17 protein-coding genes and 1 tRNA gene are annotated in these 13,661 nt (G+C 56.9%); 7 read left to right on the top strand and 11 right to left on the bottom strand.

The window, feature by feature from the left end:
* Positions 1-127: 127 nt before the first annotated feature.
* Both C1J02_RS07570 and C1J02_RS07565 read right to left on the bottom strand, forming a co-directional pair.
* On the bottom strand, positions 128-475 hold the full coding sequence (locus C1J02_RS07570; protein ID WP_254693237.1) for a hypothetical protein: 348 nt from the start codon (positions 473-475) through the stop codon (positions 128-130).
* On the bottom strand, positions 475-714 hold the full coding sequence (locus C1J02_RS07565) for an Lrp/AsnC ligand binding domain-containing protein (RefSeq protein WP_114878025.1): 240 nt from the start codon (positions 712-714) through the stop codon (positions 475-477). The genes C1J02_RS07570 and C1J02_RS07565 overlap by 1 nt, the downstream gene beginning before the upstream one ends.
* A 143-nt stretch (positions 715-857) precedes the next feature.
* Here C1J02_RS07565 and hisB point away from each other — a divergent pair, with 143 nt between their 5' ends.
* Positions 858-1,445, top strand: a complete 588-nt coding sequence (gene hisB / locus C1J02_RS07560) for an imidazoleglycerol-phosphate dehydratase HisB (RefSeq protein WP_114880448.1) — start codon at positions 858-860, stop codon at positions 1,443-1,445.
* A gap of 4 nt (positions 1,446-1,449) precedes the next feature.
* Positions 1,450-2,088: an imidazole glycerol phosphate synthase subunit HisH gene (gene hisH / locus C1J02_RS07555; RefSeq protein WP_114878024.1), complete on the top strand. Its 639-nt coding sequence runs from the start codon at positions 1,450-1,452 to the stop codon at positions 2,086-2,088.
* Here the strand turns inward: hisH and C1J02_RS07550 are convergent.
* Positions 2,085-2,477, bottom strand: coding sequence for a DUF2147 domain-containing protein (locus C1J02_RS07550; protein WP_254693236.1), 393 nt, complete (start codon positions 2,475-2,477; stop codon positions 2,085-2,087). The genes hisH and C1J02_RS07550 overlap by 4 nt on opposite strands.
* Positions 2,478-2,630: 153 nt before the next feature.
* The gene (locus tag C1J02_RS07545) at positions 2,631-3,026 is read right to left on the bottom strand and encodes a DUF2147 domain-containing protein (RefSeq protein WP_114878022.1); all 396 of its coding nucleotides are present in this window, start codon (positions 3,024-3,026) and stop codon (positions 2,631-2,633) included.
* Between the two features lie 135 nt (positions 3,027-3,161).
* Here C1J02_RS07545 and hisA point away from each other — a divergent pair, with 135 nt between their 5' ends.
* The 3 genes from hisA (at position 3,162) to C1J02_RS07530 (ending at position 5,112) form a co-directional block, all read left to right on the top strand.
* Positions 3,162-3,884 (top strand): 1-(5-phosphoribosyl)-5-[(5-phosphoribosylamino)methylideneamino]imidazole-4-carboxamide isomerase, encoded by a 723-nt coding sequence (gene hisA / locus C1J02_RS07540; RefSeq protein WP_114878021.1) that lies wholly within the window; start codon positions 3,162-3,164, stop codon positions 3,882-3,884.
* 164 nt (positions 3,885-4,048) lie between these two features.
* The gene (gene hisF / locus C1J02_RS07535; RefSeq protein ID WP_114878020.1) at positions 4,049-4,810 is read left to right on the top strand and encodes an imidazole glycerol phosphate synthase subunit HisF; all 762 of its coding nucleotides are present in this window, start codon (positions 4,049-4,051) and stop codon (positions 4,808-4,810) included.
* Complete coding sequence (locus tag C1J02_RS07530) at positions 4,807-5,112, top strand: phosphoribosyl-ATP diphosphatase (RefSeq protein WP_114878019.1); 306 nt, start codon at positions 4,807-4,809, stop codon at positions 5,110-5,112. Before hisF ends, C1J02_RS07530 begins: the two co-directional genes overlap by 4 nt.
* A gap of 68 nt (positions 5,113-5,180) precedes the next feature.
* Here the strand turns inward: C1J02_RS07530 and C1J02_RS07525 are convergent, their stop codons facing one another.
* The 3 genes from C1J02_RS07525 to rlmB all read right to left on the bottom strand — a co-directional run bounded on the left by C1J02_RS07525 (position 5,181) and on the right by rlmB (position 6,964).
* Positions 5,181-5,648: a CoA-binding protein gene (locus C1J02_RS07525; protein ID WP_114880447.1), complete on the bottom strand. Its 468-nt coding sequence runs from the start codon at positions 5,646-5,648 to the stop codon at positions 5,181-5,183.
* A gap of 221 nt (positions 5,649-5,869) precedes the next feature.
* Positions 5,870-6,118: a hypothetical protein gene (locus C1J02_RS07520; RefSeq protein WP_254693235.1), complete on the bottom strand. Its 249-nt coding sequence runs from the start codon at positions 6,116-6,118 to the stop codon at positions 5,870-5,872.
* A gap of 69 nt (positions 6,119-6,187) precedes the next feature.
* Positions 6,188-6,964: a 23S rRNA (guanosine(2251)-2'-O)-methyltransferase RlmB gene (gene rlmB / locus C1J02_RS07515; protein WP_114878017.1), complete on the bottom strand. Its 777-nt coding sequence runs from the start codon at positions 6,962-6,964 to the stop codon at positions 6,188-6,190.
* Positions 6,965-7,075: 111 nt separating this feature from the next.
* Between rlmB and C1J02_RS20810 the strand changes: the two genes are divergently transcribed.
* Positions 7,076-7,159: transfer RNA gene (locus C1J02_RS20810), tRNA-Tyr, on the top strand.
* A gap of 186 nt (positions 7,160-7,345) precedes the next feature.
* On the opposite strand, the gene C1J02_RS07510 is transcribed toward C1J02_RS20810, so the two are convergent.
* From C1J02_RS07510 to C1J02_RS07500, 3 genes are read right to left on the bottom strand one after another with little or no spacing between them, the layout of a single operon-like run.
* Complete coding sequence (locus C1J02_RS07510) at positions 7,346-9,031, bottom strand: recombinase family protein (RefSeq protein ID WP_114878016.1); 1,686 nt, start codon at positions 9,029-9,031, stop codon at positions 7,346-7,348.
* Entirely contained in the window at positions 9,031-9,480 is a 450-nt protein-coding gene (locus C1J02_RS07505; protein ID WP_114878015.1) for a DUF2924 domain-containing protein, read from the bottom strand. Before C1J02_RS07505 ends, C1J02_RS07510 begins: the two co-directional genes overlap by 1 nt.
* Positions 9,477-9,770, bottom strand: coding sequence for a DUF3489 domain-containing protein (locus C1J02_RS07500; protein ID WP_114878014.1), 294 nt, complete (start codon positions 9,768-9,770; stop codon positions 9,477-9,479). The genes C1J02_RS07505 and C1J02_RS07500 overlap by 4 nt, the downstream gene beginning before the upstream one ends.
* A gap of 365 nt (positions 9,771-10,135) precedes the next feature.
* On the opposite strand from C1J02_RS07500, the gene C1J02_RS07495 reads away from it, so the two are divergent.
* Positions 10,136-10,597, top strand: a complete 462-nt coding sequence (locus C1J02_RS07495) for an MAPEG family protein (protein WP_114878013.1) — start codon at positions 10,136-10,138, stop codon at positions 10,595-10,597.
* Positions 10,598-11,036: 439 nt separating this feature from the next.
* Here the strand turns inward: C1J02_RS07495 and C1J02_RS07490 are convergent, their stop codons facing one another.
* Positions 11,037-13,421: a mechanosensitive ion channel domain-containing protein gene (locus tag C1J02_RS07490; RefSeq protein ID WP_114880446.1), complete on the bottom strand. Its 2,385-nt coding sequence runs from the start codon at positions 13,419-13,421 to the stop codon at positions 11,037-11,039.
* Positions 13,422-13,661: the final 240 nt, after the last annotated feature.

The following is a 13,661-nucleotide window of genomic DNA, read 5'->3' as shown; positions in this document are numbered from 1 at the left end:
CAGCCCCGGCATGACGCGGTTGCGCTGTGCAATGCAGATTAGACAGACCCTGGCGCTTATTTCATCTAGTTCGTTGATCTGAATGTATCTTTGAGACAGCTCATGTCCATGTCCGCCCCCTGTCCGATCAGTTGATCGGAAACTGCTCCAGACAGCGTTCAGCGTTGCGTTGGTAATCTTCGAGGGTGTCGGGCACGCTGCGCCGGTCGCGCATCACTTCCATTGCTGCCTTTTTCTGTGCCCAGGTGCCGCTGACATGCCGTTCCAGGATCAAAACGGTAACGCCCAGCAACACTTCTTTTTCTGCATCACTGATCAGTTCGGCCGCCGACAAAGCAACCGCCGTCAATGCCAGCGTGTTTGAACAGCGTAATGCCGCGGCCTCTTTGCCCTCATACACGCGCTGTGCTGCCAGTGCCGGTGTCGCGCAACTCAGCCCAATCAAACAAACGCAGATCGCACGCCGCAGACCCATCAAAACACCTTGAAGGTCATCGTCGTCAGCGACCTTTCTATCCCTTTGATATCGAGCAGATGATCGTTGATGTATTTGCCCACATCCTCGTTCTTGGGAATGTAGAGTTTCATCAACAGATCATATTCGCCAGAGGTTGAATAAAGCTCCGAATGGATTTCACGCAGGGCAATTTCGTCGGCCACCTGATAGGTCGTGCTGGGTTTGCAGCGGATCTGGATAAAGACGCATGTGCTCATGAGAGGACCTCTGATGTGGTTCCCATCTAGGCTGACATATGGGTGTGCGGGCCGCAATGGCTGATCTTGGGTTATGTGACGCCTCTTGGCCTGACCGCAACCGCTGCTATAAGGGCGCTGAACCCGTCGTTCGGAGAGACCAGATGCGCCAGACCACACTGACCCGTACCACCGCTGAAACTGACGTCACGGTTGAGATCAACCTTGACGGTACCGGTGCCTATGACAACCAGACAGGCGTCGGGTTTTTTGACCACATGCTTGACCAACTTGCGCGCCATTCGTTGATTGATATGAGCATCCGGGCCAAGGGGGATCTGCACATAGACGATCACCACACGGTTGAGGATGTGGGCATCACGCTGGGTCAGGCCTTGGCCAGCGCACTTGGCGACAAACGCGGCATCCGGCGCTATGGCGCGTGCCTGTTGCCGATGGATGATGCACAGGTGCGCACAGCGCTGGACCTGTCCGCGCGGCCATACCTCATCTGGAATGTCGATATCCCCACGGCCAGGATCGGCACCTTCGACACTGAATTGGTGCGCGAGTTTTTTCAGGCGTTCAGCACCCATGGCGGCATCACCCTGCACGTGGACATGCTGCACGGCATAAACAGCCACCACATCGTTGAGGCGACGTTCAAATCGGTTGCACGCGCCCTGCGCGACGCGATCGAGGTGGACCCGCGCAAGTCGGGCGACATCCCGTCTACCAAGGGCGCGCTTTGATCCGATGCTGACCGCGATCATTGACTACGAATCCGGCAATCTGCATTCCGCGCACAAGGCCTTTGAACGCATGGCCCGCGAGACGGACGCAGGCGACGTGATCGTCACGGCGGACGCGGATGTGGTTGCGCGCGCGGATCGGCTTGTGTTGCCGGGTGACGGTGCCTTTCCGGCCTGTATGGCGGCGCTCAAGGGCGCGGGCGGGCTCTATGACGCGATGGTCGAAGCGGTCGAGGGTCAGGGCCGACCGTTCCTTGGCATCTGTGTGGGCATGCAATTGATGGCCAGTGTCGGTCGCGAATACACCGACACGGCTGGTCTGGGATGGATCGCTGGCGAGGTGACGCGCATCACCCCTGCTGATCCCAAGCTCAAGGTGCCGCACATGGGCTGGAATGATCTGGTGATCGACCACCCGCACCCGGTTTTTGATGGGATTGAGACAGGCGATCACGCCTATTTCGTGCATTCCTACCACATGGCGGTCACCGATCCGGCGCAGCGCCTTGCCCATGTCGATTATGCGGGCGACGTGACCGCAATCATCGGCCGGGACACCATGCTGGGCATGCAGTTTCACCCTGAGAAATCTCAGGCCACCGGGTTGCGGTTGATTGCGAATTTCCTGAACTGGAAACCTTAACGCAGGCGCGTCCAGACTGCGTCCTGACAGGCCGTCGCGTCACAGTTTCGAAGCTGCATCGTGTTGCCCTGAACCTGCATTCCGGCCACCAGCATCCGGTTTCCGACAGGTTCCCAGATCTTGCCCTCATAGGTGCCATCCGGCTGCGCCATCATATCCCACAGCATCTTGCGCCCCACGGCGCTTGATGGCGTGTCATAACCGCGCCGGTCCTTGGCGCGCTCAACGCGACCACATAAGGCACGCCCGCAAGGTTTGGTACGCACATGCACAACAGTGCCGGTGGCATCCGGGCCTGATTGCCACAAACCCAGCGGCACATCGGCCCGGGCCAGGCTCGCCCCGGCAGACAAACATAGAATTATTAGAAATGTCGTAAACTTAGACATCCGCATCACTCCCCAAGCGATACAAAATGCCTTGTTATCTGTCGGCCTCGGACAGCATTAAAGGCGCAGACGTTTCGTTACGCCTGCGCCCTGAGTCGCACAAATAGTTATTTTGGCCTGCTTGATTTTATGCGCGCCAATGGCGCGTTTACATCACTTGACGCGTGACCAGGTGCCGCCATTCCGGCAAATGCCCAGAACACATCCTTGAACCGTCAGGTTGTTGCCTGCCAGTTGCAGTTTGCCGCTATAGGTCTTGTCGCGATCGGGTGAATAGACCTTGCCCTTGCCATAGCCACCACCGCCGGTGTTCACCATATCCCAGATCAATTTCCGGCCGACGTTCGGCGACTTAACTGATTTGCCGTTCTTGTCGTATGATTTGACCAGAACGCCGCAGATTTTCGCGCCACATTCGCTGACCGCGATCAGACCCGAATTGCCATTGTCATCTGCGATCGTGCGCCAGTTGCCCACGATTGGGTCAGCCGCCCAAGCACTGCCTGCAAGGCTCAGCCCCAAAACCGCTGCTGTAATAAGTGTTTTCATGATGGTTCTCCTCCCATATCTGGCGTTACCTTGGGATAACTGTGACCTTTCAGGCAAGGCTGACCTTAGGTCGCGTTGCATCTTGTGACGTAACGTGCATAACCGCGCCAACACCCCTTTTGTTAGGCCACGCTGATGATCCTTTATCCCGCCATTGACCTCAAAGACGGCAACGCTGTGCGCCTTGTGCACGGTGACATGGACCAATCGACTGTGTTCAACGATGACCCCGCCGCCCAGGCCCGCGCTTTTGTGGATGCGGGCTGTGCTTGGTTGCATCTGGTTGATCTCAATGGCGCTTTTGCGGGCGCGCCGGTGAATGCCGCCCCGGTGGAGGCGATTCTGAAATCCTGCAAGGTGCCCGCCCAGCTTGGCGGTGGCATCCGCGATATGGCCACGATCGAGCGCTGGCTGGACAAGGGCCTCGCACGGGTGATCCTTGGCACAGTGGCCGTCGAGAACCCCGAACTGGTTCGCGAGGCCGCGCGTCGCTTTCCCGGTCAGGTCGCTGTTGGCATCGACGCCCGAAATGGCCGTGTTGCAACCAAAGGCTGGGCCACAGAAACCGATGTGATGGTCACAGACCTGGCGAAATCTTTCGAGGACGCGGGCGTTGCAGCCATCATCTACACCGACATCATGCGCGACGGCGCGATGGGCGGGCCAAACATCACCGCCACCGCCGATCTGGCACGTGCGGTTAAGATACCCGTCATCGCATCGGGCGGTGTGTCATCGCTGGATGATCTGATCGCCCTGCGCGATACCGGCGTGATTGAGGGCGCAATTTCCGGCCGCGCGCTCTATGACGGGGCGATTGATCTGACAGCCGCACTCAAGGCGCTGACCCCGCGATGATCGCGTCCTGCGCACCGACGACATACCGACAAAATACCGACGTGTTACCGACGCCCGAAAAACCTGCCCTGCAAACCCCGACTGGCATCACCCTGCCACACGCTGTAAAGCTAAAATCGACGATCATACCACCAGCCTGACCCCGACGGAGCACGACCCATCACATGCTGAAAACCCGCATCATTCCCTGTCTGGATGTCGCTGATGGCCGTGTCGTCAAGGGTGTGAACTTTGTCGGCCTGCGCGATGCCGGCGATCCGGTGGATGCCGCGATTGCCTATGATGCGGCTGGTGCCGATGAACTTTGCTTTCTCGACATTCACGCAACCCATGAAAACCGCGGGACCATGTTCGATCTGGTCCGGCGCACGGCAGAGCACTGCTATATTCCGCTGACCGTTGGGGGCGGTGTGCGCACCGTGGCCGACGTGCGCGCCCTGCTGCTTGCAGGCGCTGACAAGGTCAGCTTCAATTCCGCCGCCGTTGCCAATCCAGATGTGGTGGCAGAAGCCGCTTCACAATTCGGCAGCCAATGTATCGTTGTCGCCATCGACGCCAAAACCACTCACCCCGGCAAATGGGAGATATTCACCCACGGTGGCCGCAAATCCACCGGCATAGATGCTGTTGAATTTGCCCGGACAGTTACGGCCAAGGGTGCCGGGGAAATCCTGCTGACCTCGATGGACCGCGACGGCACCAAACAGGGCTTCAACCTGCCGCTGACCCGCGCCATTTCCGACGCCGTGAGCGTCCCGGTGATCGCGTCGGGGGGTGTCGGCACTCTGGATCATCTGGTCGAGGGCGTGACCATCGGTGGTGCGTCCGCCGTGCTGGCCGCGTCGATCTTTCACTTTGGTGAATTCACAATCGGCCAGGCAAAGGCCCATATGGCCGCCGCCGGCATCCCAATGAGGCTGACATGACCCTAGAGGACCTCTACGCCACGATCCAAAGCCGCAAGTCCGCTGATCCGGACAGCAGCTGGACAGCGCAATTGCTCGGTAAAGGCCCGGAAAAATGCGCCGAGAAATTCGGCGAAGAAGCTATTGAGGCGATTATAGAAGCAGTGAAAGGCGACCGGGCGGCCCTGACATCTGAGGCTGCAGATGTGCTTTATCATCTGATGGTCTTGCTGGTGTCCTGCGAGGTGCCGCTTGAGGATGTGCTTGCCGAGCTTACGCGGCGCCAGTCCCAATCCGGCATCGCCGAAAAAGCGTCACGCTAGATCTGTCTGGGGCCAGCGGGCCAAACCAACGGATCAAGGCCGCATGGTCGCAACGCAGGCTGGCCCATTCACAGCTTGCTCGAAATGATCCCGGTGGCAAAGCCCCCCATCCGCAATTCCCCGAACAACCGCTGATATTCGATTTTTGGACAGCGATTCTGGATGACCGTGACCCCACGCGCCTCGGCTTTGGCTGCGGCTTGCGCATGCTCGACACCAATCTGCATCCAGATCGTCTGTAACTTGGGAAATATATCCAGCGCTTCGTCCACAATCGGCGGCACGGCCTCTGAGCGGCGGAAAATATCGACCATATCCACCGGTCCCTCAATATCCCCCAGCGACGCCACGACTTTTTTGCCAAACAATACTTCACCCACTGCAACGGGATTGACCGGCACAACATCAAATCCTTTCAGCCCCAGATAACGCGCCACATAATAGCTTGGCCGCACCGGATTGGGTGACACGCCGACAATGGCGATCCGCTTGGGCGCGGTCAGGATGGTTTTCAACAGGGCATCAGAATATGTCATGGGCCCTCCATACACCGCAACCTTGGCAGAAAAAAGCGCCCCGTTGGCAAAACCAAGGGGCGCAAAGGTACGGAACGAGGGACAGTAAACGACTGCTGGACGTTCCGTGTCCAGCGTCATGCTCAAGAGGTAGGAAGCCTCGGCAGCTTTCAAAGAGGTACTCGCGCAACTGTGAAAAGTAAGTTAATTTTCGGCAGGTTTCTGCCGAACGCGCGTCTTCGTCAGTCGAAAATGTCCTCGACCAGATCGAACACATCCTCGGCCCAGTCCTTGAACCACTTTTTGCGCTTCTTGCCCTTAACGGGTTTCCTGCGCTTTTCAGGGATCGGCTTTGCGGCGGCGAACTGTCTGATCTGAGGCTGGTGAGTGACCGCGGGACGGCTTGGTGCTGCTTTGGGCAGCATTTTCATCTGCCGCAATGGCGCACCACAGTTTGCACAGGCCAATTCGTGCCGGCCCTTGTCCAACATCAGCACCGCCTTGCTGCCACAATGACAGCAGGTCGCGATCTTGGCAGGGTATGTGATGGCAGCCTCCGATTATGTATGGTCTCTTGAGGCATATAAGGCGATTGCGGCGGCATTTGAGACGTTGAGCGACCCAAATCCACCCGCTGCGTCAATTCGTACCAGCATATCGACCGTTTCTTTGGTTTTCTCGCGCAACCCCGGCCCCTCGGCCCCCAGGACCAACGCCACTGGCCGGTCGCGTTTGCCTTCGACGGCGGCCTCAATGCTCATGGCCGCCTCACCGTCGAGACCCAGCACCAGATACCCCATATCTTGCAGGCTGCGGATCGCATCGGCGAGATTGCGCACCCGCAGATAGGGCTGGCGTTCCAGCGCGCCGGACGCGGTCTTGGCCAGCGCCCCCGTTTCAGGGGCCGAATGGTGCCGCGTGCCAATCACCGCCGACGCCCCCAGCACCTCAGCGGAGCGCAGGATCGCCCCCACATTATGCGGATCTGTGACCCGGTCCAGCAACAACACACGCGGGGCGGTATCGCCAATGCAGACGTCCTCCAACCGGCCCCAGTTCAATGGTTTGACCTCAAGCACCGCACCCTGATGCACCGATCCGGGATCCAGCGGCGGGCGGAACTTGCGCGGGTCCTCGACCTGTGGGGCAATACCGGCAAATGCAATCGCATCCTCCAGCTTGGCCTGTGCATTTGGCGTCACCATCAAGGTCAGCTTTTCACGGTTCGGGTTCATCAACGCATCGCGCACGGCGTGCAGTCCAAACAGCCAAAGCGTCATGTTGCCTTCGGCCTTTTTGTCCTGCTCTTTTTGCACAACCCATTTTGGTTTTTTCATGATCTCGTCCTAACCGGTCTTATCCGCACAGCGCATCGCATTTCGCCTTGACGCCTCTTTGGGTCGCTTGTAATCACGCCCCCACGCCCAACGCAATGCGAAGGGCGCAGTGGGCGACAGGCCGCAAGGTGTGGCAGGGGACTGTAACTCCCTCGCGGAGACGCACGCCTGGTTCGATTCCAGGGTCGCCCACCACTAAGTCTTCCTAAAAGCACCGACAATACGTGCACCCGGAGTAGTTTTTATATTTCAGTGGGTTGCAGTCAATCAGTGCGCCAGAGACCTCACAGATGGTCTATGATTTGAGCACTTTCGGGGCTATTTCAGAGAAAGTCTCAGCGGGGCAATTGCACGTGAGGTCTTGAGCCGTTCAAAGCGATCTCAAAGTTGAGCAAATCCGAGGACCTGGCGTTGCTGTATCCAGTCCAACGGAAGTTCACGTAGATTGCGCAGTGTTTTCGCGTTGAGATGCTGCGGCTGGCGACCTTCCAGAATCGCCGCTGAGATGTCTGGTGCCAACCAGGCAAGCGGAAGGATGCGGCTGACAGACCCGCTGCGCAAACCTTCCCGTTCCGTGATCTGTTGAATGGACGAAGTCTCTCCATCAAGGAGCTCACCTGCCCACCGTCTCGCATCCGCAACCAGTGCTATGAGGTCCGGGTCCCTTTGCGCTGCACCTTTGGCTGCAATGACGATCGGCTTAGCGCGACCGTTCTGACGCTTTTGGAACGGAATTTCAAAGCCTGCCAGGATTGGCGTGTGGTCTGCATCTGACTCCACCATCTCAGCGATGTTCACCGAGACGGACAACCGGTCCTTCTGCGCATCAATTCGATCTATGATACTTGGTAAGTTTTTCGCTGTGACATGGCCATCCGATTCCTCCGTATCCGCCCGCCACTTGTCAGTTGCCCGTAAAATATCAGCGATCAGTATTGCATCTCTCTCGTGCCCCTTGGTCTGATCCGCCAACCAACGGGGATCAGACAGGTGTTCTCTGAGGCCGTTGAGAACAACACGGTCGATCTCATCTGCGGGCAAACGCTCGATCCTAAATTTGTCGTCTGAACCGGACACTGCAGTGGTATAATACCAGTATCGTTTCGTCCGTGTCATTCCTTCCTGGCGCAAAGACTTGCTGGCGTAGGTCGTGCGCATTTGGCGGCCCCTGGAATCGAACAGCACCCCATCGAGGAGACGCCTTGCAGACCTGCGAGCCGCGCTGATCTTCTTGCCCCCATGATCCGCCAATTGCGCCTGAGTCAGCTGCCAAGTAGCGTCATCAATGATCGCCTCATGAAGCCCTTCATGCAGCTCTTCTTTGTGGCGGGTTTTGCCGATGTAGATCGGATTGCGCAGGATGTTGTAGAGCGCGCCGCGCGAGAAGGCTTTGCCGCCGCTCACACGCCCATGCCGGTTGGTTCGACGTTTACTGACCACACCCAGTTCATCAAGCCGCGCGGATAACTGCCGCACTGAACCTGCTGCCAGATACTCGGCAAAGATCGTTCGGATCGCGGTGGCTTCGTCAGGTATAACCACCAGCGCCTTGTCCGCCACGTCGTATCCCATTGGTACGGCGCCGCCCATCCACATGCCTTTGCGTTTTGAGGCGGCAACCTTGTCCCGGATGCGTTCGGCCGTCACCTCACGCTCAAACTGCGCAAACGACAAAAGCACATTCAGGGTCAGTCGGCCCATCGACGAAGTAGTGTTGAATGCTTGTGTGACCGACACAAACGAAACCCCTGCCCCGTCAAACACATCGACCATCTTTACAAAATCCGCCAATGACCGCGTCAACCGATCCACCTTGTAGACGACAATGACATCAACACGCCCGTCGCGCACATCGTCCAGCAATTGCCTGAGGCCGGGACGTTCTATCGACCCGCCAGAGAACCCGCCGTCGTTGTATCGCTCGCGCAGCTCGGCCCAGCCCTCATGCTTCTGGCTGAGGATATAGGCCGCACAGGCTTCGCGTTGTGCGTCTAGCGAGTTGAAGCTCTGCTCCAGCCCTTCCTCGGTCGATTTGCGCGTGTAAATGGCACAGCGTTTACGGATCATTACCTGCCTCCCTCACGCAAACCAAAGAACTTAGGGCCGTTCCGGTTTGTGCCGGTCATTGCTCGCGCTACGGCGGACAGTGACGAATAGCTCTGGCCATTCCAGGTAGCGCCACCTTCAATTACCAATACTTCGTGGGTGATACCGCCCCATTCCTTCAGCAAACGGGTGCCGTCTTGGGCCGATGGCGAGAATGTGATTCCACGGCGTTTGTTGGCTCCAGCGCTGCATCTGCCCCTGATGATTTGGTTCCACTCTCGTCGGGCCTTTGCCGCCTCACCGCCCTCTCTGGCCGTTTGCGCATCCCGTGCCAAAGCAAGACGCATCAAGCGCGCCGTGAACGTCTTCGGTGGCTCAGCGCCCTTGGATTGCGCCCAAAGGCGTCGGAGCGCGGCCGCATCCGCTTCTTCCAACTGGCAAATATTTAGCGGCAAGACTGCCGATCTCATTGTCCTTCCTCCGTGGATAAAGTCCGGTAGCGTGCCGTTCTACCGGACTGATCGAGCTCGATCGTCGCACCGGAGATCCGCAGCCGTGAAATCGCGGCACGGACTGTGTGTGGTTGCCAGATCAGGCGTTTCTGAATCTGCGCGACCGTTGCCCCGTTCGGGCGCAACAAGAGTTTGCGCAACGCGTCGGTCTTGGTATTGCCAACCCGCTTTAGCGGTTTGGGCTTCTCGGCATTAGGCTCTCGCGAAAATGCCACCTGCCCATTTGAAGCTGTTGTTTGATCTCTCATCCTGGTCTCCCTTCAATCTGCTGGGCATGCACGCCCCGTACTGACTGAAGCCCGGCGATCCGGGCAGGAGTGTCAGGTGTTTCCTTGCCTCAAGTGACGCTTGCGTGGTGACAGAAGTCCAGAGAAAATCGCTTCCTGCGACGGGACCGATGTCCACCCGGGCCGGAACAATACCCCATCCGTAAGCCCGAAACAGTGCAATAGCAGCCGTTCATTCAAGCCGCAGCTAATGGCTGGAACGAGCCCTTAGCGGCCCATAAAAAAATGACGTTCTGTTCGATTACGTGCTAGAAAGACACTAGCTGGCTTGCAGGAAAACCGCTGATTTTTGCCTGCAATATCCACATATCAACAGGGGAAATGAAATGAACTTTTTTACGCTGGATAACCCAGTCTTCGAAACCTATGCGCTGGTTACGGCACTCATGGTGCTGAAGGTAATGCTGCAAGGCTGGATGACTGTTTATCGGATGATAAAAAGCGATTCAGGTCTGGTAAACCCTGAGGACCTACAGAAAGGTCCGATAAACAAGAACCCGAGACCCGACCAACTTGAGGTCAATGACTATGTTGACCGTTCACGTCGCATGCACCGCAATGATCTGGAAAACATCCCAGCTTTTTGGGCGGTCGGATTGGTCTTTGTTGTCGTTGAACCTGCTTTATGGCTTGCCCAGATTCTGATGTATGGATTCGTGCTTGCGCGACTTGCCCATGCTGCTGCCTACGTTACAAAACAGAGTCACGAAATCCGGGCGACTTTTTATACTTTTGGCTCACTAATTGTGATTTTCATGGCGACTTACGTTCTTTGGACGGTGATCTGAGCGTGCTATTGTCGTGAAGGTCCCGCCCTGAGACCTGCTAGTTTATTCTGCGGGGCAGACAGCTGCATTCGACGCCCCGGCTGGCCGTTTTAGTCTGCGAACCTGTCATCCGACAAAAATCATCAGATGACCGCTTAGAGCCTATTTTGTTGAAAAAGTTGAAAATTCTGCAGTTCAATTTTTCTGGCGGAAACGGTGCCTTGGGCAAAGTCATATCAGAACCACCGTAACAGGCGCTGTGGTGCGCGATGAAAGCCAAGACACAGCTATGGCCGAACCCCTAGATGAAATTAACTGGCGTCGATCTATGGTCTAGGTATTCCAGAGATCTGAGGAAAATCAGACTTTTTCAACAAAATAAGCCCATTCCAGCCGTCCAATCTCGGATCAACCCGGGTGAAGCTGGGGAAGGGTCTCTCTCCCAGTTCACATGCTAGGCCTAGCCGCTGGTACTGTCGTCTTCGGACCCCTCGGTATCGTTTTCCTTTGGCTTGGTTTTATTTTGCTCGGTCTTTGTACCAAAACTCGACTGCGCACCTGCGTCTGCGGCTTTTGATGCATCTTCAATGCGGAACCGCTGAGTGCTGCCATCCTTGGCTTCACCGAGCCATATAGTTTGCTGTGGGAAGGGGATTTCGATGCCGCGCTCGTCGAAAACGGTCTTGAGATAGCCATTATAGGCGCGTCCAATGGCCCATTGCTTGCCTGGAACGGTCTTGATGCGTGTACGCAGCACCACCGCATTATCTCCAAAGCTGTTGATGCCAAACCATTCCAGCGGGGCGGTGATGAATTCGGCCATCGCTGGGTCCTCCATCATCATGTCAAAAGCGTCGTGCATGGCTTGCTTGGCGTCCTCTACGTTTTCACGGTAGGCGATACCCATCTCGCAGACCGAGTAGGAAAATTCGCGCATGGCGTTGCTGACCATGTTCACGCTCGAGAACGGGATGATATGGAACACGCCGTGCCCGTCACGTAGACTGACCGAGCGAACCGACAGCTTTTCGACCGTGCCAGTGATGCCCCCTACGGTGATCACATCGCCCACATTTATTGCATTCTCGAACTGGATAAAAACACCGGTTATGATGTCCTTCACCATGGACTGGGCTCCAAAGCCGATTGCCAGGCCAAGAACACCAGCGGAGGCGAGCAGCGGCCCGATGTTAAGGCCAATCTCGGAAAGGCAGAACATCAGCGTAATGATGACAAGCGCAATAGTTGCCGCGTTGCGCAACAGCGTCAGCAATGTCGTCTCTCGCGACGTGGGCACCGCGCCATATTCGGGATTCAGCCTGTAATCCACAAAAGAAGTCAGCGCCAGCCACAGCCCAAATGCTACCAGCAAGATCATGGTTACCGAGATGATGGATGTCGTGACCTGCAGGCCGACCTGGCTTACCAACCAAGCGCGCATGTCGATCATGCCGATCACGTCGAGCGAAAACAACAGCACCACGGTCAAGATGAAAAGTCGAAGCATACCAAAGGCACGGGGCACAAATCGGTTAAGGCGTGGTTGCAGCAGCGGCAGTTTCTTGTTGATGTCTTCGGGTAGAGTCACACCGCGCACCATCGCCGACGACAGCCAGCCCGAGACCAGCGAAGCCACGATAAGCGCTGCGAGGACCTTTCCTGAGGCGAGCAACGCATTGAAAGTCATATCGGCAGGCTGCGTCATCACCACCACGAACATCGCGCTCAGATAAGCAAGCACGATCCAGTGCCACAATTTCGCTAGTCCGACCATCAAGCCGTTTGCCCGTCCCGGATTGGACGTAAACGCAATCTCATCTGCTTCTGTATCTGGTTGAGATTGGGTATCGACCGGGCTTGATAGCCAGTTAGCGACGCCCTCGCGGCGGCGAATTACCACGTAGACCAGGTAGAGCAGCACGAAGAGCGACAGAAGCGCCGATACACCACTGCCCGCGGCCATCGAAGCGCTTCGGTTGACGATTGGCACCACAAGCAGCTGACCATAGCCCAGGACGCTTATCACCAGGCTCAGGGATCTGTTGATCGTGATCGCCGCGTGGTCGGTTACATTTACCATGCGCAATCCGCTCGCGGCGGGGGACAACACAGTGCGGACGACAACCTTACCGACTTCCACAAGAAGAAAGGCGTTAAGGTACATCGTCTGGCCAATGCCTATCGAGCCGAACTCGCCTACCGCGAGGATCGTCACCAAGTAGCCGAGCGTCCAAGCCAGCAATACGATCAGCAAGTCAGTTACGTTCGAAACCAAGAATAACGAGGCCGTACGAAAAAAACCTGCCCGCTCGGCACTTTGGCCCAACCGAGCGTAAAAACGCTTGGCGAGGGTGCGCAGTACCAGGAATACGGAGACGGTGATGCCGATAACCAGCAATAAGTCAGGCAATGCCTCGAGGAGGATATTGAACTCGTCCCCGCTCAGACCGGAAAAAACGCTCTGACCACTGGAAAGACTGGACCATATACCGCTGAGCGTCGCCACGGCTTCTTGGCCGACCTCTTGTGTCATCAACGCGATGCGCCGACCGAGCGAAACGCCTTCTTCGACAGGCTCAATTACGGTCGTCGCAGCCTCATCCGCTGCGATCAAGGTAGCTTCCAATTCCTCTATCAACCTGGCTCGTGCGGTGTCATTTTGCAGCACTTCAAGAAGTGAATTTAGCGCACTAGTCCCGGTCTCTACGTTTGCCTCAGCTGGATCGAGATCGGTGGATTGCGCTTGGGCAGAAGTAACGCTGAGGCCCAAACCCAGCGCAAGCATCAAGGCGCAGCACGCCCATAGAATTCTCAGTTTCGTAAACCGTCGGGTCGCGAAATGCATAGTTTGGCCCCAAATCTCGATACCTATTTTCTTGTCGTCTAGCACCCATTCGGCAGCCGCGCCGCAAAAAAATCTTTCTTCAAATGCCATGTACAAGTCGAATTGGCGCCCCTCAATGGCGGCTTTGTCCGCAAATTACCAGTTCACCCAGCCCACAACGAACAGCCCTGTTTCCCGAACCGGCCACTCGTGTCCAGCGCGGCGAAGGTTCCTTAAGAGCCCGAACTGTGAATTTGGATC

The sequence above is a fragment of the Sulfitobacter sp. SK011 genome (assembly GCF_003352065.1).
Lineage (GTDB): Bacteria > Pseudomonadota > Alphaproteobacteria > Rhodobacterales > Rhodobacteraceae > Sulfitobacter.
Note: the sequence above shows the minus strand (reverse complement) of the source record. Positions and strands in the feature narration are given on the sequence as shown.